Raw genomic sequence first — 20,908 nt, 5'->3', positions numbered from 1 at the left:
GATTATCTTAGGTCTTGATGTCCCTCTGCCATTAGAGTCGTTAATTCGTACTCCGTGGGTAAATTCTCCCAATCGCCTTGCGTTTGAACTGCAATTTTTCCCATTTCATGCCCTATTTGTAGAGCTTTTTTTATTAAGACGCCTTCTGTCGAAAAGTCATGATTAAGAATTGAATATAGCATCCCTGCAACAAAAGCATCACCTGCTCCTACAGTATCTAAAATATGAGCAGCTGGCGCGCCCTGGTAAGTAATCACTTCAGAATCGGTGTAGGCAGTTGCCCCTAGCCCTTCTTTAAGCGTTAAACAAGTTAATTCATATTCCTTAACCACTTCTTTTGGACTTTTATCACCATGAAGTTTTATAAACTCTACCTCACTTGGAAAATACCAATCGCAATATGGTAAAAGTTGTTCAATCCAAAATTTAGCTTGGTCTAAGGTCCACAGCTTCATTCTTAAATTAGGATCAAAACTTAAAATAATCTGTCTTTTCTTTAATTCTTTAGCCAATTCAATGATAAATTTAGCGTTTTCAGCACTGATTGCCAAAGTAATTCCAGTCAAATGAACGAGATCTACCCCCTCTAACCAAGAGAATTCTTGGAAATGCTGTGAAAGCTGAGTGGCCGCTGAGTGGCTCCGATAATATAAAACATTGGTTTCTCCATAACCTTTAAAATGTTTAAAGAAAACGCCTGTTGAATGTGAAGTCAGTTTTTTGACTAAGTGCGTTTTGACTTGTTCAGAACGTAAAGTCGCAAGAATCCGTTCGCCAAACTCATCTTGACCAACACAACTCAACCATGACGTTTCAACACCTAAACGAGACAAACCGATTGCCACATTACTCTCTGCCCCTGCGATACTAGCTGATAATGTTTGACTCATTTTTAATGACAAATGATCATTCGGTTGAAAAGAAGCGAGTGTTTCGCCAATTGTTAAAACCTTCATATTTTTTCAGTCCTAGCTAAGGTGACAAATTCTTTAATGATTGTATCCAATTCAGTAATTTTCTTTTCTTTTAATAAATTAATATTAACAATATCGCTACCAATACCAAAACCGGTAGCTCCTAGCTCACGGTATTCGGCAATATTTTTTAGGGAAACGCCACCTGTGGGTAGGAAGGGAATAGTATCTAATGGGCCTATTACTGCTCGGTAATACTCTGTTCCTAAAACACCTATTGGGAATATTTTTACGATATCGGCTCCTGCCTCATACGCTATCTCAATTTCACTTGGAGTAAGTGCTCCAATAATCGTACCTAATTGATGGTTTTGAGCATAGGCAATCACCTCTAGATTAACATTGGGCGTCACAATAAAAGAAACGCCTAACTCAGCGACTAATTTTACTCGTTCAAGACTAGTCACAGTCCCCGCTCCAATCATAAAATGAGGATACTTTTCTTTGATAAACTGAATGGTTTCAATGAAACTTTGACTATTTGCAGTAACTTCTAAAATATTAATTTCATTTTTCTCAAAGAGAGCCAGCAAATCAGGTAAAACATCTAAAGGAACATTTCTTAAAATAGGTAAGATTTTTTCCTCTTTGATCCATGTTACAACGTCTTTTTTCATTTTAATCCTCTTTCTTATTCAGATACTGGTTTTCTTGATTCCCAGCCTTTTTTAAAAAGTGGTAAGTAACGATTACTTTGGTAAGGATGTTCTGCGATGATTTCTTTATTTAATTCTGTTCCCCAACCAGGAGCATCACTCACTTCAATATGACCATCAACAATCTTAAGCTGATTCGTTAAAACATTTTGCGTCCAATCTTCTTGGTTAAAATCTTCAAAGATTTCATGAACAAAGAAACTAGGCGATGCTGTATTTAAATGAGCGGCTGCGATTGAACACAATGGTCCCTGCGCACTATGAGGTGCTGTGACTGCATTAAAAGCTTGTGCCATTGCACACACTTGCTTCGCTGCAGTTAAACCTAGATATTGTGGTTCTAATTGAATGATATGAACACTATCTTGCATTAATAATTCTGCAAATTGATCTTTCGTATGGAAGTCTTCTCCACAAGCGATTGGAACTGGACTATAACGAGCGACTTCTGATACGTTTGAAATACGTTGTGGCATTACTGGAGCTTCAAACCATGTTGGTTGGTAAGGCGCTAAACGATTAGCAATTAACTTCGCGGTATGTGTGCTTAGACGATTATGCCCTTCAATCATAATATCAATATCAGGACCGACCGCTTCACGAACGACACGAACGTTGTCCATCGCAATATTAATTTCTTCCATAGTCATTGACTTCCAAGCCGCACCAAATGGATCAAATTTTAAGGCGGTATATCCTTTTGCCACTGTTTCACGAGCTTGTTTGGCTAATTCTTCAGACGTTGTGCCACTGCGATACCAACCGTTCGCATAAACACGTAGTTTTTGATTGAACCGTCCGCCTAAAAGATTATAAACTGGCTGCTCTAAATATTTCCCCATAATGTCCATACAAGCATACTCAATTCCTGAAATCGCTGAACCATGAATCTGACCACCATCCGAATAGTTGTCTCTAAAAAGACGCAAAACATTTTTTTCAACATCAAACGGATCTTTTCCAATGACAAATTTTTTAATTTCGTGAATGGCTGCTTCAACTGTTTTTGCAAAACCATTAAGCGTTGCTTCTCCAACACCAGTCACACCAATATCCGTTTCAACTTCAACAAAAACCCAGTTTTTCCATTCGTTACCTGCTATATACGTTTTAACATCTGTTATTTTCATCTTTATCTCCCCAATTCATCTTTAAATTCAAGTAAAAATTCACTAATCATTTCTTGCTCCACCTTATCCAGCTGATATGCTGGTGTTCGACAATAAGCTGACTGGATAATCCCACGTCGGTAAAGAATTTCTTTTTCAACACTAATGATGAGCTCAACATGTTGCATCCAATAAGCCGTATAAGGTAATAAACGTTGAAACAATTTATTAAAAGCGACCGGATTATTCTCCTCTAAAAACGACCATAATTTCAAGTAAATTTCTGGGAACGAACAGCCCGGTTGTACACCTGCTCCCCCACGATGAATGAAATCTGGCATTTGTGTTCCAGCATAGCCAACTAAACCTGATATCGTCGAATCAATTTGTAGTAATGCCGTTAAATATTTTCCCGGTGGTTGTGTTTCGACTTTAATGATTTTAATATTTGGGTATTTTTTAGTCAGTCCAGCTAAAGGTTCAGGTGACATTTTCACCCCTGTTTGGCTCGGTGCATACTGAATAATGATAGGTAATTCAACCGCATCAGCTATTTTTCCAATATGTGAAACAATTGCCGTTTCACTAGGTCCTAAAAAATAAGGTGGAAAAATCATCAGCCAATCGGCCCCCTTCTCCTCCAACTCTTGTGCTCTCTTAACAGCAACCTCAGCACTATGATCCGTCACTGAAACCACTTTTTTTATTTTTTCACCCTTTTTATTTAATTGTTTAGTTAAGAATAAATCCACTACCTTTTCTCGTTCATCCCCTGAAAACTTATAAAATTCAGTCGCTATTCCAAATAAACATAACGTTTCAACTTCTAATGATGAATAATAAGTCAGTAACGCTTTAAAACTTGCATAGTCGACAGCGCCAGTCTCATCAAATGTCGCTGCTAAAATTGGTGCTATTCCCTTTATCATTTCTTCGCCTCCAATAATTTTGATTTAAATAATGATATTGATAAACCACCATCAATCACAATATCCGAACCTGTAATACACTCTGAATAAGGACTCGCTAAAAAAACTGCTAAATGGCCGACATCTTCTGGTTTACAGATTTTATTAATCGCATGTAAATCTTGAATTTCCTGTTTTACTTCTTTTGGCGTTCCAACACGATGATTAACCCACTCTTGATGATGAGGAGTGTCTGTAAAACCTGGACAAATGGTATTTACTCGAATATTATCTTTACCTAAACTCAATGCCATACTACGTGTCATGGCACTAACACCACCTTTGGCTGCATTATAAACTTCAGCATGATGTAACGTTGAAAAAATATGATTGGTTGCGATATTAATAATCGACCCTGATTGTTGTTGTTTCATCCAATGACTCACATATTTCGTACATTGAAAAACACCTTTTAAATCAATATCCATCACCCGGTACCAATCTTCTTCTGTCACATCTTCCATTGGTTTAAATTCTGTAATGCCTGCATTGTTAATCAAGCAATCTATTCTTTCATATTTGTCGATTACTTCGTTTACCATTGCTTTTATGTTCTCTTCATTTGAAACATCTAACTGAACAAAATAAGCGTTTCCATTTCGGGAAGTAATTTCTTCGACTACTGCTTGCCCTTCTTCTGCTATCAAAGTTGCTACAATCACTATTCCATCAGCTTTGGCTATCTCTTTAGCGATACCAGCACCTATCCCCTTACCTGCCCCTGTAACAATACAGACTTTTTCTTTCAACACTCGATGCTCACCACCTGTTTATTTTGATAGATTAAGTATACCCTCTCTTATAATTAATCCAATATAACTTTGAAGAGTCTATTTACACTTTTGTAGAGTAAACAAAAAAACATCTAACAATCTAAAACTTAGCGATTGTTAGATGCATTTAATTTTTGTTGTTCGATTTCATTTCGTATAGCTAACATTTCTTCTTCCATTGTCGCTATTGTCAAAGCACTACTTATTAAGCGTTTTGCCAACTCTGGTTCTGTCGTTGTCATTTTATAGCGTAACCCATGTTCCAAACTCGCCCAAAAATCCATCGCAATCGTCCGAAACTGAATTTCGACCTTTAACTTTCTCGTTTCTTTAAAGAAAAAAACTGGAATTTCAAGAATCGCATGTAAACTTCGATAACCACTTTCTTTAGGCTCTTTGATATAATCTTCGACTTCTAAAATGGTAATGTCAGATTGTTGACTTAACGAATTTAAAATAAGGTAAATATCATCAATATAAGAACAAATAATTCGAATACCAGCAATATCTAAAAGTTCTTTTTCAACAATTTCAGGTGAATACATCAAATTTTTTCGTTCAAGCTTTTTTAAAATACTCTCAAATGATTTCACTCGCGACTGAACTTGATGAAGCATATTGGCTCGACCAATCGTTTCATGATAGCTTAATTCACGATCAATAATTTTTAATTTAGTTTCAATCTCATCTATCGCTGACTGATAATAAATACTCATGTTAACATAACTCTCTAAAATTTTTAAATACATATTGGTATTCTTTTTATTTTCATCAATCATTTTAAGTAATTTTTGTGGGGCAAATTCCATATTTTTTCGTTCCACCTAACTTTATTAATTATTTCCATTTTAACTACAAAATATGAATTTTTAGCTAAAAAGAATATAACAAAAAAAGAATTGGTCATAATTATGTCCAACTCTTCTGTTCTTTATCTGGACACATTTTTTTGATGGTAAAACATGTCATAACCTTTTTTCTTTTCTAATTCTCTACGTCTTGATTTTTTTATCAAGCGAGTTCGAATTGAGTTGGATAGAATTGCAAAGATTGAGCCAATAACAATAAAGATTAAACCAAGAACAAGTAACCAAGAAAAGGTTCCTGTGACATACGTTGTTACCAAATCAAATAAATTTTTATCAGTCAATGATAACCGATGAACTGGATTAAAATATTTCAATACAATCGCTGATAGAAAATACAATAACCCTGTACTTAAATTTGCATATGCAACAAAACGTAACATGATATGCAACCGACGTTTTGAAGCAAAATATTGTAACCCCATAAGTAACGTTAAAACCAATAACAATCCAATGATTAATTTGACTATTTGATTTTTAAATTGAGCAACTCGTAAACCAATCGTCGGAACTAACGGCAAACGTAATGCTTGATCATAACTTTCCGATGTTTTTTCTAGAAAAAAAGAAATCGCCTGTTCGTTCTCTTGGGTGATCTTCTTGTTTGTTTTTTTCGCATAACTTTGAACCGCTTGATTGACTTCATTTTCGATTTCTTTACGATTGACTTCATAGGCTTTTCCTTTAAAAGAAGCGTTAATGAAACCATCAAAATCTTTTTTTACTTGATCTTTTGAGATTACTTGCTCCAAACCATCTTTTGAAATTCCACTTGCCATCCCTATATCTTGAAACGATTGATTTATATTTTGAGCTGTTTCTTCATAGTAATTTATTTCTTCAGCTGTCTTAATCAGATACTCACTTGACACATACGTTTGTCGTGTCAGAATTAAAGCGGATAATAAAAATAAAACCATAATCATCATGATGGTGATTAATCCTTGATAAAGTGAAACTAGTTTTTTTTGCACGACTTTTCCTCCTACTGAGCATCATCAAGCATCTTACCAGATACTAAATCAGCATAGACAAATAAACGGTCATCCGTTAGACCAATCATATCAATTGGATAGCAAGTATAAAGAATGAGTTTATTTGTTTCAATCGTTTTATCATACAGCGATTTAATGGCCTCTGAATCATCAAATCTTAATACTTTTTTATCTGAAACTCGATATTGATACGTTTCATAGTTTGTTTTAACTGTAATTGTATCACCTGAAATAACATTATCTAAAGCAGCCAATTCATTTGTATTATGACCGCCAATTAAAGTTGCTCCCTTTTCTCCAGGGAAAACACTCCCATTAAAATGCCCAACACCTATTCTTAAATCCTCTGGCGAGTCACCATAAATCAATTTTGCTTGTACATTAAACTTATCAACAATTACACGTCCATATTCAGTACCTAAAGTTGGATACTCGATTTTGCTCGATGGAAGTTGCTTATTATTATTGACGGGTTTAATTTTCTTAATCTCTTCATTTGGCTTAAAAATAGATTTATTTTCTTTTTTCATTATCTCAGTCGGGTTGTTAACCGTTACTGCTCCCAAAACAACTTTTGTTGTTTTCATAAAAGGAGATAACAATAGGGCTAACAAAAGGACACTAAAAAAAGAAAAAATTATGGGCATATAGAGATACGCCAATAATTTATTCTTACGCATTGATGGTACTCCATTTGTTACTTGATGCAATCGCTAATCCAAAAGTTGCAATTGCTAATGAACCTAAAACAGCAAAGGGCATCACATAATTACCACCTGTTGTTTTAACAACTGGATTTTTAGCATTCGTTGGTACAAAAACTTTACGACCAGCGTCTCCACTTGCTGCTCCACCTTTTGAACCTTTTTCAGTTTCGCCATTAGTATAGTAATTATTAGTCACAACTGAACCATTTTGATCCACTTTAACATCTAATGCTTTAGCCGAAGCGGCTACATAATACCCTACTTGCTTTTGAACATCTCTAGGTAATTGTTTTAATAAATCAGTTAAGCTTGATGCTGTCATTCCTGCTGAATTGTCAATAACTAATTGACGAGCAGAGTTTATATTGCCAACAATTTGATTAACTGTTGATGCTTCATAATCATATGTTTTTAAATCGTTTTCTGCTTGTTGAATATCAGTTGACGAAAAGTAAAATGTTTGACCATTTGCTGTAACCCCTTGATTTAACGCATCTAAAATACGTTGTTCGTCAGCAGTGATTGCTCCTTCAGCATGTGTAATCACTGGAAAAAGCATGATTAAACCTACCATTAATAGAAAACTTAAAAATCGTTTCATACTAAAAACTCCTCCTTTATATATACATACTTTATTATAACATGTTTCTTTATTCTTTAAAAGATAAATAATTAACACCTTTTTACAATTCATTTATTTTCTTAGTGTTATAACGATAAAATCAACAGTTAAAAACAGGGTTGCTTTTTTCAGAACTTTCAGTATAATGAAAGCGTTATCACTTTTTAGGAGGAATTTAATTGTTAGAACAATCACTTGTTATCATCAAACCTGATGGTGTCAAAAAACAAATCATTGGTGAAATTATTCAAAGTTTTGAACAAAGAGGATTTGCGATCAAAGAAATGAAAATGGAGTTATTAGAAAAGAACATTGTTAAAGAACATTATGCTCATTTAGAGGGAAAATCATTCTTCCAAGATGTCATTGATTACATGACATCAGGTCCTGTTGTTTGTTTGATTTTAGAAGGCCCTTCTGGAATTGCTGCTATCCGTCAAATGGTGGGAGCGACTAATCCTTTAGAAGCTCTACCTGGAACTATTCGAGCTAAATATGCTTTTGAATCAGGTGCGAATATTATTCATGCTTCTGATTCAACCACTGCTGCAGAAATTGAAATTAAGCGTTTCTTTGGTTAAATATTAAAATAAAAAAACTTATCAACGACAGATTATAAACTGTTCGTTGATAAGTTTATTTTATTACATTAAACTTTCATATAGTGCAATGACTTGTTCTAAACTTGCTTCTCGTGGATTTCCTGGTGAACAAACATCATTAATTGCATCCTTAGCAATTTCTTCTAAATCTTCTTGTTTCACACCTAATTCAGAAATAGTTCTTGGGATACCTACAGCTTGACCCAAAGTATCAATTGCCGTAACAACCTTCTCACGAACGTCGCTTAATGATAAGGTCTCAGCATTTTCAATTCCCATCACTTTTGCCATCTCACGATATTTCTCACCCGTAAAATCTTTATTAAAGTCTAGAACCGTTGGTAATAAAGAGGCACACGCAACACCGTGGGGGATATCATACCAAGCACTCAATGGATGTGCCATCCCGTGAACAAGTCCTAAACCAACATTTGAAAAACCCATGCCTGCGATATATTGGCCTAATGCCATTTCTTCTCTAGCTGTTTGATTGCCTTCTACTGAGTCTTTTAAAGAACGCGTGATAATTTCAATTGCTTTCAAATGCAGCATATCCGTCATTTCCCAAGCGCCTTGAGTAATCAATCCCTCAACCGCATGAGTCAGTGCATCCATACCAGTAGCTGCACACAATGCTTTAGGCATTCCCATCATTAAATCACTATCGACAAAAGAAACAACGGGAATATCATGTGGGTCGGCACAAACAAATTTTCTGTTTTTTTCTTTATCTGTAATCACATAATTAATCGTTACTTCTGCTGCTGTTCCGGCTGTTGTTGGAACTGCTAAGATTGGTAAACATGGTTTCTTAGTATCTGCAACACCCTCTAAACTTCGTACGTCTGCAAATTCGGGATTAGTAACAATGATCCCAATTGCTTTAGCAGTATCAATTGGTGACCCACCTCCAACGGCTAAAATACAATCTGCTTGCATTTTCTTAGCAAACTCTACTCCATTTTGAACATCTTCAATTGATGGATTCGGTACAATTCCACTATAAACTTCAAAATTAATCGTCGCTGTCGTTAATAATTCTTTAATCGAACCTACAACATCTGATGTCGCCAATTGCTTATCGGTTACAAGCAATACTTTTTTAAATCCTCTTTTTTTAATTTCTGGTACAATTTCTTGAATGGCACCTTTTCCAAAATAAGACGTTTCATTTAAAATCATACGGTTAACTGACACAATACATCATCCTTTTGTTATTTTTTGAATAGCTTATCTATTATTATACCATCATTTAACGTTATTTGTGTATTACTGAACAAGTTTTTTTAAAATCTTCATTTTTTTATTTCACATTCGCTAATTCCCAATCTATTTCGCCATCTTCATATTTACCTGCCAAATTACCTGTAAAAGTATCAAGATAAAGACCTTTTGACTGGTCTTCTGTAAATAATAGTAAGTCATTTATAATGGTTGGATTTTCTTCTTTTTTCAGGTCAGTCACTGACCCTGAGCTAATTAATTTAGGTTCTCCTAACGCATTTTCTTGATAATAAATTTGACCTAGTAACTTTTGATCGCCACTTAGTCCTTTTTTTAATTTCATTTTTTTGGCCAACGTCACACCTAATTTCCACTGGCTTCCTTCTCCCTGAGTATTGATTATTTCTATCGTTGATAGTCTTGTTAAAGGAATCCTGGTTTGCTTTGTTGCTAATAGTTTTTGCGGTTTAAACGTTAGACTGAGTGGAACTTCTAAATCTAACGTTCCTGTATAAATCATGTTAACCTCAAAATCATGCTGAGGTATTTTTTCCATCAATGCACCTAACTCATTATCTAATGTTTTTAGCGTACTTCTCTGATAAAGGTAGCCTTTCACTTTTTGATTGATTAGTGGATTTAAATGAGTCAATATAGGATCATCGACTTGGACTTCAACATGTTTGAATTTTTTTACTTCTAATTCTTGCTCTAAATCCTTTAAGTCTTCTAAATTCCCATTTTTATTCTCTAGCTTATAATAAACTGTCATCATGACTTCTTTTATTTCCCAATTTGCAGACAATTTGAGTGAGCCGCCAAGTTCTTTGCTAGTAACGACTTGCCCAAGTGTATAGTCCTTTCCAACTTCTTTTGCTTCCCATTTGATTAATTCATGACCTTTTTTTATAATTCCATCACTAGATAAAAGAGTGACTTGTTTATCTTCTATCGTAAAGGTTTGCGTTAGTTCTTTTTCACTTGTACCGCCAAGTAAATCATACGTTATTGTATATTTTTTAGGTTGGTATTTATCTATGATTTCTTGAGTTGTGTCTGTAATGGTCACTTCACGAGTCGCTGGTTTTTCAATCAGATAATGTTCTTTCGTTTTAGTCTCAAGTGTCAACCGGTCACCGATTTTAATTCCATCATCATAATCTTTTAACGAATAAAGCTCTTGATTATTCGTTGCACTTTTAAAGGATTGACGAATAGGTGCTGGTATTTTTGCTGTTGCGATTGCTTGAATTTCATTTTCATCTGTTTCAGTTTCTACTTGATCACCATATTCAGAGAATTCAACATAGTAACCTAAAATATTAGACGTGGCCATTGTATTATGTGGGACATCATTCCACCACTTACCACTTACAGCAAACTGGGTCACGAATTCTCTCTTCCCACTATCGTTTGGTTCTGCCGAATTTTCCATTATTTCGTTGGGATCATCTGTAGGTAGCATCAATTTTTTATTTTCTTTATTCCTAAATCCATTATAAGCAATCTCTTTTTCATTCACTGGACGCGAATCTGCTTTAAAATCACTATATGTTCGAAAGTCATAAAAAATTTTTCCCGCCTCAGGACCATTTGCCCAATACCATTTATCTGATGCAGGATCATTATACGAGTAGTCACCAATATCCGTGCTTAATGACACTGGATCGTTGATATATTGTTTTGTACTTCCTCTCAATAAACGAGTACCTCCAAAGTAACCAGAGTATTTCGCAATATTATCATAAACAAAACTATGTTCCTCAAAGCTTGTCAACGTTGCTAAATAACCACGTAAGCCACGTAAATTCATTTTCTTAGCATCATTATACGCGTGTAACCAAGTATAATCATTGACCGCTGCCGGTTTATCTACTGAAACAAACTGATAATAATGACGAATCCCTTCCTCATCTTGTAAAGAAGTAATCACTTCAGAGAACATAATAACTTCTATTTTTTGCTTATTTAATACGCCTTTCGCATTTTTATCCAGAAAACTAATATTTTTTTCTAAAAATGTTTTAATCTGCTTGGCACTATTATTTCCTTTCATCGAAAGTGTAATAATATTATCTTGATCATCATCTGATTTTTTCAATTGAAACCACTTATCAGGTAATTCTAATTTTTCTGGTTCTATCTTCTCAGGTAATTTAAACTCTATCATTTGATAATCTCTTTTTAAAATGGTACTATCCTCCAACTGAACATCCGTAAAAGTCAATATCTGTCCTGTTCGCTTGACCTTCACATTTAAATCATTTTCTGTAGTTGCATCAAACTGTGTTTCAGCTTTATTCGATGAATATGGCGTTCCGTCAACGGTTAAAACAGCTTGTAACGGTAATTTTAAGTCTTTCTTCTTTTCGCTGTCTTTCGTTTTACCAAAGATTTTAATGGTATATCGATGGTCATAAAATTCAGAATTACTAATCGTTTCACCCTCTTTTTTAGCTTTGATACTCAATTCATTCGTTCCCGATATTGAAACATCAAACAAATTCGTTCGATCAACCTCATTTTCATCGGTAATTTTTATCTTTGAGGCCTCAACTTCTAAAGGTGCTGCTAATGGTGCTAGAATTTGATAATTTTTATAGTATGCATTTTTATCGACATGAGGGACTCGTGGCTCTAGTTGGTAAATCTGGCGATGTTCGTTACGATATTGTCCTCGAATCGTTTTACCTCCTGCAAATATCTCATGATTCACAATTTTACAAATAGAGTTAGACGCATAAAGTACCCCAAATGTATTATTGGGTTTTAAACATTCAATTTGATAGTTTAGCTTTGATTTATTATTAAATGTTACAGTTAAATAAGAATTATCACGATTATCATGAGTCGTACTATCCCTTTTACCCAATGTTATTTTTTCATCAGAATCATCCATTGCATATTGGTAGTCAGCTGAAGTCATCGCATAATATTTATCAAATTGATTTTTGGAAAACTTTATATCTTTCAATATATTTAATGCATAATAGGTCCAATGTCCACTGATTGTCATCGGTGCTAGCTGGTCATCCAAAAATTCATAACTTACATCTATAAAGATTCCTCCGTCAGAATACAATCCATTATAAATACCAAGTGCATTTGTATTACTTAAACCTAAAACTAATTTTTTAGAATTTGTACTAAACTTTAAACGAACGTTTACATTTTTACCTTTATAACGTCCCATATTTTTGTAAAGAACAGAACCTGTACTTTTATTTGTCTTACTTGCTTCCTTCTTCTCAAAAATGGCTATCTTTCCCTTAAAAGAATCATCATTATTATCTTCTGCTTCAATAATAGATAATTTAACCTCTTGATCATCTGTTTGTGCCGTTGCTGTTGAGTCCGCTTGACTAAATTTAGGTGTATAACTATTGTCTACCGGCAAAGGAACGGTCCCTCGTGATTCGACTTTATTTATCCCTGGTAATGTTAAAATTGATTTAAATTCTTGAGCAGCAAAAAAAACGCTACCATTTAAAAACAAAAAAATAGTTGTCATTAATAATGATTTCATTAAATACTTAGCATAATTCACCATATATCCCCTATTTCTTTACTATAAGTAAAATAAACTTAGCAATAGTATATAATAACTCAACATATATAACAAACAAGTTCACTACTCTTTCTTTTTCACCCTAGTTTTGGCAACTTTGACAAGTATTGTCGTTTTTGAAAAGGCAACTCTAATTATCGCTGAATAAAAAAATAAACCTTATCTAATGAGAAGTATAGTTAAACTTCTCATATAGATAAGGTTTATTTTATCTCTTATTTTAATCAAATAAAGATTGAACAAAAAAAAGACCACATCTATTTTCAAGACATGACCTAGCGTATAAGAGAGTATGTTACAATTTTTGAAGAGCATTTTATGACCAAAATCAAGTCAGCCTTGAAAATCAACCTATTTCTTCTTAAAGTTAGTTTAAGATAAAATATGACATGCGATTTACAATGACAACTTAACTGTTCAATAAAATAATCTTCTTTTACTTTTGCAAGCACCTTTATTATAACGGATTCACAAAAAATAAACAACAACTTTTTAATGAAATTTAGTGAAATGAATAACATTTCCCTCTAAAAGTTAGCTTTAGCACGCAAAAATTGAATAAGTCTCGTATTTAATCCGCTTATTTTTTAATTAAATCAATTTTTTGACCTTGGAAAGTTACATTAATTAAATTATTAGATATTTTAGTAATGTTAAGCTTCGTAAAACGACTAGCAACTCCTTGCACCAAACTACCAACCGCTTGTTTAGAGATTTTACTAACATCAACTGAAAAAACTAAGTTGTTTCCTTTTTTATCAAAACCTTTTAAAACTTGACGAATTTGTGTTTCATCAATCGGTATTTCAGAAGCAATATTATCAATGACTTCTTCAACAAATTCTTGCTCTGACGAATAACTATCATAAAAATCTTTGATTTCTCCTGATATTTTAGTATCCAGAAGATTTAAAGAGTATAGATTTTCCTCTTCTTTTTTCAATTTACCTTTAAGTTTAAAATGATTTCCTTCAACAGAAATGTTCGCTTCTAAATTATTACCTGCTATTTTCACTGTTCCTGGAAAATCATCATCTTTTTGCGCCACCCAAGTTCCAGACAATGGATTTCTATTTAAAATAAAAATAAGAGCAATAATAACTAAACAACCTATTGCAAGAGCGATTTTATTCTTTTTAATAAAATCTAAAACATCATGTTTACTTGTTTTTATCTCTTGTTTCTGAACAGGATTAAACGTTGTTTCTTTATTCATCGGCTGAATAATTGGTGTTTCACTAGCTGGCTCCAACACTTGTTGACCACATTTTGTACAAAACTTGATCCCTTCATCTAAAGTATTCCCACAATTCACACAAAACTTTTTCATTCTATTACTCCTCAATATAACTTTTTATCTTATTTATTTTTACATACCAACAACAAATTAGCAAGGGATAAAAATGGGTTTAAATGACTCATTCAACTTTTTCTGATGCTCCAGAAGTGCCATCAACATCTTCATCTTTTATCGTAGAACTTGAAATAGCATCGCTATTCCCAACTAACATTTGATTTGTTTCTTTTAAATACCATTCAACTAAAGGTTTTATATCCGTCACCATCTCATTAACTCCAACATATTCATTCTGACGGTCATACATTGCTTGATAATGGTGAACATTATAGCTATCCAAATTAGCTGAAGGTACATGCGAACAAATAGCCTGTTCTCTCCCTGAACGTAATTGTTGTAGTAACCATTCAATTTGAGGATAGGCCTTTTCTGGATGACAATCCGCTAAAGAATTCCCCACTTGACTAACTTTCCGAGAAGCCAACATCTCTGCTTTATTTGTAGCATTATAAAATAAAAACTGGTTGTTACTATCTGTGTAAGATATCTCCATCGGTAGAGATGCCAATAAACTATTTAACTGATCGACCGTCAACAAGCCGTTTGCTAGCTTGACGTAAGTGTTACCTTCAACTGCCTGTACATGCTCCGCAGCTTCTTTTAGCCAGTTTTCACTTTTAGGGTCGATACCAGTAACCGTGGTTGCAATAGCTTGTGTTGCAAATAAATCTTCTGTTTCATCCTTGACCGTTTCTACTTCATTTAAAACTGACAGTACATCAATATATTTTAAGAATTTTTTTAGTGTCCCTTCTAAAAGCAACTTGGTTTTTTCATCGACTAAATTATCCGCTTGGTCAAAAGCAGTTTTAACCTTTCCAAGTAAAAATTCATTTCCTGGCATCACCATTGCATGGATACCTGGTGCATTCAATATTTGACGTAAATGAAGTTGTGCCCGTGAGGAGCCTTGATCATAATAAGAGGCCCCCACTATCATGACTGGTTTATTTTCTAATGGATGAATTTTAAAAGATAACCACTCTAAAACACTTTTTAACGCTGCTGGAATAGTGTGATTATGTTCTGGTGTTGCGATAATTACACCATCTGCTTCCGTTATCTTTTGATTTAAATTTTGAATGACAGCACTTTTCGTCTGGTCATCACTTTGATTAAACATGGGAACATCCTTAATTTCTAACAATTCCAATTCAAAAAGTGAAACATAATTCTTTTGAATATACTGTAATAATAAACGATTATAAGATTGCTCTGAATTAGAGCCTATAATTCCAACTAGTTTCATAATAATTTTCTCCTTTACTTAACTCTCATCCCAAGTGAAATTTTCTGCTTCTTTTTTATTTAGGGCATGACCATGATTCAGTTGCTTCGTTAATTCAACAAACCTCATAAAATCAGCGAATAAGCCTTCTAATTTAGCGACTTGTTCTTTATCCTTTAATCGACCTTCTTCAGCAAAAGCCTGTAAAGAATGACTTAATAAAAATTCAGAACTGGGCATAATACGAGCTTTTAATTCTGGTGAATCTAATATTTGGCGCAAATGAGCTTGGGCTCTTGAAGACCCTAATGTCCCATAAGAAGCTCCCGTTATCATCACTGGTTTGTCTACAAATGGATAAACGTCATACGATAACCAATTCAGTGCATTGATTAACGCGGCTGGTACACTATGGTCATACTCTGGTGTACTGATGATCACGCCATCGGCCGCCTCAATTTTTTGAGCCATTTTACAAACTAAATGAGGTAATTTTTGATTCGACGGTTTATTAAAGAGTGGTAACTCTCTGATTTCTAAAATTTCAATCTCAGCCTGCTCAGTAAAATGGTTTTGTATAAACTGGATGAGTTGACGATTTGTTGATTGGTCGGAATTCGTACCAACCAAACCTATCATTTTTTTCATGCTATTTTCTTCCCTTTCTTATTTAAATTTTTAAATATTGACTAAAACCTTTAGACATTACAACTTCCGAGGTGGTGACAATTAATCCTTCTATCCCAGATAATTGATTCAACACGTTCAACGCTTCTTCAGTTGATTTACCAAATAAACGAGTCGTCCAAATCTCTCCATCCAGCGATTGTTTTGAAATAACAGTCAAGCTTAGCATCTCAGTTTCAACGGGATAACCAGTCGTTGGATTCAGAATATGATGATAAGTCTTGTCTGCTACCTTCAATTGACGCTCATACACTCCTGAAGTCACTACCGATTGATCACTCACTTGAACTATAACAAGCTGTTTATTTCTTTCTTGTCTAGGATCTTGAATACCAATCTTCCAATTTTTGTTCTCTTTGTTATTAAGTGAATGCCCCATGACAACCACGTTTCCACCTAAATTAATTAGAGCGTGTTCTACCCCCATTTGGCGTAACTCTTTAACTATTTCATCCGCAAAATAACCTTTTGCCAAACAGCCTAAATCAAGCATCATTCCTTTTTTTTCTAGAAAAATCGTTTGTTTAATTGAATCTAATTGAATCAACTGCGGATTGGTCAATAGTAATTTTTGGTCAATTATTGCTTGTGAGGGTTTCATTGCATCTTTAAAACCAATATGCCAACTCTGAACTAATGGGCCAATCGCAATATTTAAATAACTTCCTTCAATACAACTTTGAGTTTTACCAATCTTAATTAATTCAAATAAATCGCTAGGTACATGAACGGCTTCTTGACCTGCTTTTTGATTAACTAACATCAATGTTGACGTCATATCATTGGCACTAAATATTTTTTCATACCGTTCTAATTTTTTGTCTAACCCTTGCAACACTAATTCCGGCGTTTCATGTTCAATTTGGAGCGTGATGACCGTTCCCATCCGCTGTATTTTTAAGCTTGCTTGTTTCATTTCTTCCACTCACTTTAGCTTCACAACTCACTTGTTGTTTGATTTTTTAAAGAGTCACTCTCAATTTTAGAGATCATTTCTAATAATGGTTGATTACGATTCAGTTTAGCATAGGCTCGCGCATCATGTAATTTTTCGATTATAGTAGCTGAACTTCGTTTTTGTTGAATACTATTTTCAGCTAACTGAAAGGCAATTTCATCCAAACAATACGTCACCCGATTATCTGCACAAATTGAGAAAGCATATTTTAATAAGGTATTGCTTGCCTCATATTCACGCATTTTGGCATAAAAGATACCACAGGCTAAAACCATCTGAAGAACACGCCAAGTGTCGACTAACTCTTTCGTTGGAAAATAATAAATTTCGGCAACGACTTTATTGAAATAATATTCGGCTTTTTCTAACTCCTCTTGTTTAGAATAAACAGTACCTATTCCAGTATAAGCCAACAAACGGAAGACATCGATCTCTTTCATGCTTGGATCCAATAATAATTTATCAAAAGTAAATAAAGTATTCGTTATATCATCATTTAGGAAGCACATTAAAAAACCTTTTAAATACAAATAATGAAGAATTTCACCAGCTTCTTGGATTTGCTTTACATCTAGCTGTTCCAAATTTTGTTTCGCTTTTTTGTAGTCAGCACTCATTAAATGGTATTCTATCTTGTGCATTTTTTTTATTACCTCGGCATTTTTTATACCAACTCTTGGAAATAAATTACCCAATGGTAGTCCCAAACGATCACAAAGTTTAATTAAAATTTTTAAACTGGGTACTTGTCCGTTATTTTCAAATCGGCTTAAAGTCGCTTGTGTACAAATTCCTAACGCCAGTTCAACTTGTGAAAGTCCCAATTCTTTACGTCTTTCAATAAATCGCTCAATATTCATCTTTAGTCCCCCCGAAAAATAGATTCATAGCAACACATGTTAGTATTGATTCTTTTCCAAAATTTTATGACGAAACATTAAATTTTTGATTAGTTTCCCTTAATATAACCTATTTTTAAGAACGAAACATGAATTTTTAACGATTCAAATTAATTTCACCTACTTACTGTACCTTATTTAATCAATTAAAGTTATCAACTCTTCTTCAGACCTCTATAAAAACTTAGAAATAATAAAAAAGGTGGTAAGAAAAATTCTTACGACCTTTTTATTTTTATTATTTTATTGAGCGGTTAAGCCACCATCTGCTACAAACTCAGCTCCGGTTGAGTAAGATGAGTCATCAGAAGCCAGATAAATGTTGGCACGCTAACTCTTTCAATAAATGAATAAACTCAAGTTGACTGTTAAATGGGTGAACATAATGAAAGACTTCTCCACCATTTTCGATAAAGTATTCGCGGTTTTCCCCTTCTATTTCCTCAAGTGTTTCAATACAGTCTGAAACAAAGCCCGGTGTAATGACCACTATTTTTTTTATTCCTTTATGAGGTAACTCTTTTAAAGTTGCATCTAAAGCTGGTGTTAACCATTCGTCTGGACCAAATTTGGATTGATAAGCCACTTGATAAGGGATACCAATTAAAAAATCCTTGAAAAGAGCTTGTGTTGTCGCTAGACATTGTTCCTTGTAAGGATCTCCCTTTTCAACATACGATAAAGGAATACCGTGATAAGAAATCATCAGTAAATCTGGATGAACCTCTTCAATCGCTTTTTTTATTTGTTTTCTCAATAATGTAAGATACAAAGGATGTGTCGCAAATTCTTTTAAGAGATGTAATGTTGGGATTTCCTCAGCTTTTAAATAATATCGAAAGGTAGCATCGTGTATGGCAGCTGTTGTCGTCGTTGAATATTGCGGATACAATGGTAAAACAACAATTTCTTCAACACCTTCTTGATGAAACTGTTGCAAGGATTCAGCAATGGTTGGTCTGCTATAGGCCATTCCGTACTTGACACTCATCTCAGGGACGAGTGTTTGTAATAAACGAGTTTGTTCTTGTGTATGGATGAGTAAAGGAGACCCTTCTTCTTGCCAAATACTACGATATAACTTAGCCGATTTTTTAGGCCGTGTATTTAAAATAATCCCATGAAGAATAGGCAACCACTGCCATCTCGGCTTATCAATCACGCGTGGATCTCCCAAAAAATGTTTCAAATAATGACGGACTTCTTTTTTTTCTGGTTTTTCTGGTGTTCCAATATTTGCAAGTAGTATTCCTTTTCTAACCACTTTTTTCACTCCAATTCTGTCTAATTTATTCCAATTCCTTCAACGGTACTAAGGGTAAGTCGACTGTAAATGTTGTGACATTGTCTTCACTATTAGCAGTTATTACACCACCATGCGCTTGAACGATTTCTTTCGCGATGGCTAAGCCCAATCCTGCTCCTCCGTTTGACGTTGTTCTAGCATTATCCAAGCGATAAAATTTATCAAAAATACTATTTAACTTTTCAGATGGTATCGTTTTACCTTCATTATAAATAACAATACGAATTTTATCTTCACTAACAGTTGCTTTTACTTCAATCAAACTATTTTCATAACCATAAGAAGAAGCATTTTTTAATAAATTATTGAATGTACGAGCTAACTTTGCCGAATCTGCCTCAATGATTAAAACCTCTGGTAAATCAAGTCGAACCTTTTGATTTTTCTTTTTCAGGATCGGATAAAACTCTTCAACCATTTGTTGAAATAATAAATTCAAATCAAACGGCGTATTTTCTAAAACGACATGATGAAAATTAAAGCGAGTAATATCAAAGAAATCATCAATTAAATAATCTAACCGATAGGCTTTGTCCAAAGTAATCTTCAAATATTTCAAACGCACTTCCTTTGGAGCTTCATCTGTATCTACTAAAAGATTTAGGTAACCAATGACCGAAGCTAACGGAGTACGTAAATCATGCGCCAAAAAAGTCACCAGATCTTTGGTACGTTGCGTTTCTCGGAGTAAAGACTCTTCGTTTTTCAAATTAGTAAATTTAATTTTTTCTAATTCATTATGAATATCAGAATACTCATCATTCAGATTATCCAAATCTGCATATAAAGAATTTGCTATAAACAGACTAATATCTTCCCGTTCCTTTTTCAACAGATATTTACTAATTAAATAGGAAATTAACCCTGTTAATAAAACAAAAATAACAGCTGACAAAAACAAAAATTTTTTTAACGATTCCCAGTCCACACGAGATAACTCATGATTGCTATTTTCTGGAGAGAGTGGTTCAAAATCGATAAACATCTCATTGACAATCTTACCGATAATTTTTCCCAGTGCCGTATCATTTGCGACAAAATATAAAAAAGCAATGACCAAAACTAGGATGAGAAGTAAAATAAAAAAACGTCTTTTATTTTTATTAGTCAATTTTATACCCTACTCCCCAAACCGTTTTAATATACTTCGGCTTATCCATTGTATCTTCCATTTTTTCACGAATATGACGAATATGTACCATGACTGTATTATTGGACGCTTCAAAATATTTTTCTTGCCAAACTTCTTGAAAAATAGCCTCTGACGTAAGTGGTTTTCCCTTGTTTTCAAGCAAAAATTTTAAAATCCCAAATTCTTTTGGCGTTAAACTAATCGGACTTTCGTTAAGAACAACTTGAATAGGTTACACTTAGTTGAACAAAAAAGATAAGGTGTCTATACTTAATAA

At 33.9% G+C, this 20,908-nt stretch carries 19 protein-coding genes and 1 pseudogene; 1 reads left to right on the top strand and 19 read right to left on the bottom strand.

What is annotated here, in order from left to right:
• Positions 1-2: 2 nt before the first annotated feature.
• The 9 genes from ACTJFD_RS05010 to ACTJFD_RS04970 form a co-directional block, all read right to left on the bottom strand.
• Positions 3-956 (bottom strand): sugar kinase, encoded by a 954-nt coding sequence (locus tag ACTJFD_RS05010; protein ID WP_442260022.1) that lies wholly within the window; start codon positions 954-956, stop codon positions 3-5.
• The gene (locus ACTJFD_RS05005; RefSeq protein ID WP_442260020.1) at positions 953-1,591 is read right to left on the bottom strand and encodes a bifunctional 4-hydroxy-2-oxoglutarate aldolase/2-dehydro-3-deoxy-phosphogluconate aldolase; all 639 of its coding nucleotides are present in this window, start codon (positions 1,589-1,591) and stop codon (positions 953-955) included. The genes ACTJFD_RS05010 and ACTJFD_RS05005 overlap by 4 nt, the downstream gene beginning before the upstream one ends.
• Before the next feature lie 14 nt (positions 1,592-1,605).
• Positions 1,606-2,760 (bottom strand): mandelate racemase/muconate lactonizing enzyme family protein, encoded by a 1,155-nt coding sequence (locus ACTJFD_RS05000; RefSeq protein ID WP_442260018.1) that lies wholly within the window; start codon positions 2,758-2,760, stop codon positions 1,606-1,608.
• Positions 2,761-2,762: 2 nt separating this feature from the next.
• On the bottom strand, positions 2,763-3,668 hold the full coding sequence (locus tag ACTJFD_RS04995; RefSeq protein ID WP_442260017.1) for a dihydrodipicolinate synthase family protein: 906 nt from the start codon (positions 3,666-3,668) through the stop codon (positions 2,763-2,765).
• Positions 3,665-4,459, bottom strand: a complete 795-nt coding sequence (locus tag ACTJFD_RS04990; RefSeq protein ID WP_442260016.1) for an SDR family NAD(P)-dependent oxidoreductase — start codon at positions 4,457-4,459, stop codon at positions 3,665-3,667. The genes ACTJFD_RS04995 and ACTJFD_RS04990 overlap by 4 nt, the downstream gene beginning before the upstream one ends.
• Positions 4,460-4,587: 128 nt before the next feature.
• The gene (locus tag ACTJFD_RS04985) at positions 4,588-5,289 is read right to left on the bottom strand and encodes a GTP pyrophosphokinase (protein ID WP_442260015.1); all 702 of its coding nucleotides are present in this window, start codon (positions 5,287-5,289) and stop codon (positions 4,588-4,590) included.
• Positions 5,290-5,411: 122 nt separating this feature from the next.
• Positions 5,412-6,320 carry a hypothetical protein gene (locus tag ACTJFD_RS04980; RefSeq protein WP_442260014.1) on the bottom strand — a complete coding sequence of 303 codons (909 nt, stop codon included), beginning with the start codon at positions 6,318-6,320 and terminating at the stop codon, positions 5,412-5,414.
• 11 nt (positions 6,321-6,331) lie between these two features.
• On the bottom strand, positions 6,332-7,021 hold the full coding sequence (locus tag ACTJFD_RS04975) for a class D sortase (RefSeq protein WP_442260013.1): 690 nt from the start codon (positions 7,019-7,021) through the stop codon (positions 6,332-6,334).
• On the bottom strand, positions 7,014-7,649 hold the full coding sequence (locus tag ACTJFD_RS04970; RefSeq protein WP_442260012.1) for a hypothetical protein: 636 nt from the start codon (positions 7,647-7,649) through the stop codon (positions 7,014-7,016). The genes ACTJFD_RS04975 and ACTJFD_RS04970 overlap by 8 nt, the downstream gene beginning before the upstream one ends.
• Positions 7,650-7,849: 200 nt before the next feature.
• On the opposite strand from ACTJFD_RS04970, the gene ndk reads away from it, so the two are divergent.
• A complete protein-coding gene (gene ndk / locus ACTJFD_RS04965) occupies positions 7,850-8,251 on the top strand; it encodes a nucleoside-diphosphate kinase (protein ID WP_442260011.1) in 402 nt (133 codons plus the stop codon).
• A 63-nt stretch (positions 8,252-8,314) separates the two neighbouring features.
• On the opposite strand, the gene fucO is transcribed toward ndk, so the two are convergent.
• The 10 genes and pseudogenes from fucO to ACTJFD_RS04915 form a co-directional block, all read right to left on the bottom strand.
• The gene (gene fucO, locus ACTJFD_RS04960) at positions 8,315-9,454 is read right to left on the bottom strand and encodes a lactaldehyde reductase (RefSeq protein WP_442260320.1); all 1,140 of its coding nucleotides are present in this window, start codon (positions 9,452-9,454) and stop codon (positions 8,315-8,317) included.
• Positions 9,455-9,575: 121 nt separating this feature from the next.
• Entirely contained in the window at positions 9,576-13,043 is a 3,468-nt protein-coding gene (locus tag ACTJFD_RS04955) for a hypothetical protein (RefSeq protein ID WP_442260010.1), read from the bottom strand.
• Positions 13,044-13,644: 601 nt separating this feature from the next.
• Positions 13,645-14,394 carry a zinc-ribbon domain-containing protein gene (locus ACTJFD_RS04950; RefSeq protein WP_442260009.1) on the bottom strand — a complete coding sequence of 250 codons (750 nt, stop codon included), beginning with the start codon at positions 14,392-14,394 and terminating at the stop codon, positions 13,645-13,647.
• An 88-nt stretch (positions 14,395-14,482) separates the two neighbouring features.
• The gene (locus ACTJFD_RS04945; protein WP_442260008.1) at positions 14,483-15,670 is read right to left on the bottom strand and encodes an NAD(P)H-dependent oxidoreductase; all 1,188 of its coding nucleotides are present in this window, start codon (positions 15,668-15,670) and stop codon (positions 14,483-14,485) included.
• An 18-nt stretch (positions 15,671-15,688) separates the two neighbouring features.
• Positions 15,689-16,297 (bottom strand): NADPH-dependent FMN reductase, encoded by a 609-nt coding sequence (locus tag ACTJFD_RS04940; RefSeq protein WP_442260007.1) that lies wholly within the window; start codon positions 16,295-16,297, stop codon positions 15,689-15,691.
• A gap of 22 nt (positions 16,298-16,319) precedes the next feature.
• A complete protein-coding gene (locus ACTJFD_RS04935) occupies positions 16,320-17,252 on the bottom strand; it encodes an FAD:protein FMN transferase (protein ID WP_442260006.1) in 933 nt (310 codons plus the stop codon).
• A gap of 20 nt (positions 17,253-17,272) precedes the next feature.
• Complete coding sequence (locus ACTJFD_RS04930; RefSeq protein WP_442260005.1) at positions 17,273-18,154, bottom strand: helix-turn-helix domain-containing protein; 882 nt, start codon at positions 18,152-18,154, stop codon at positions 17,273-17,275.
• 343 nt (positions 18,155-18,497) lie between these two features.
• On the bottom strand, positions 18,498-19,457 hold the full coding sequence (gene hemH, locus ACTJFD_RS04925) for a ferrochelatase (protein WP_442260004.1): 960 nt from the start codon (positions 19,455-19,457) through the stop codon (positions 18,498-18,500).
• A 25-nt stretch (positions 19,458-19,482) separates the two neighbouring features.
• Positions 19,483-20,610 (bottom strand): sensor histidine kinase, encoded by a 1,128-nt coding sequence (locus tag ACTJFD_RS04920; RefSeq protein WP_442260003.1) that lies wholly within the window; start codon positions 20,608-20,610, stop codon positions 19,483-19,485.
• A pseudogene (locus ACTJFD_RS04915) lies at positions 20,603-20,848 on the bottom strand (winged helix-turn-helix domain-containing protein); the annotation flags it as partial. The gene ACTJFD_RS04920 and the pseudogene ACTJFD_RS04915, both read right to left, overlap by 8 nt.
• Between the last annotated feature and the right edge of the window lie 60 nt (positions 20,849-20,908).

This window comes from Vagococcus sp. (assembly GCF_052102835.1).
GTDB lineage: Bacteria > Bacillota > Bacilli > Lactobacillales > Vagococcaceae > Vagococcus.
Note: the sequence above shows the minus strand (reverse complement) of the source record. Positions and strands in the feature narration are given on the sequence as shown.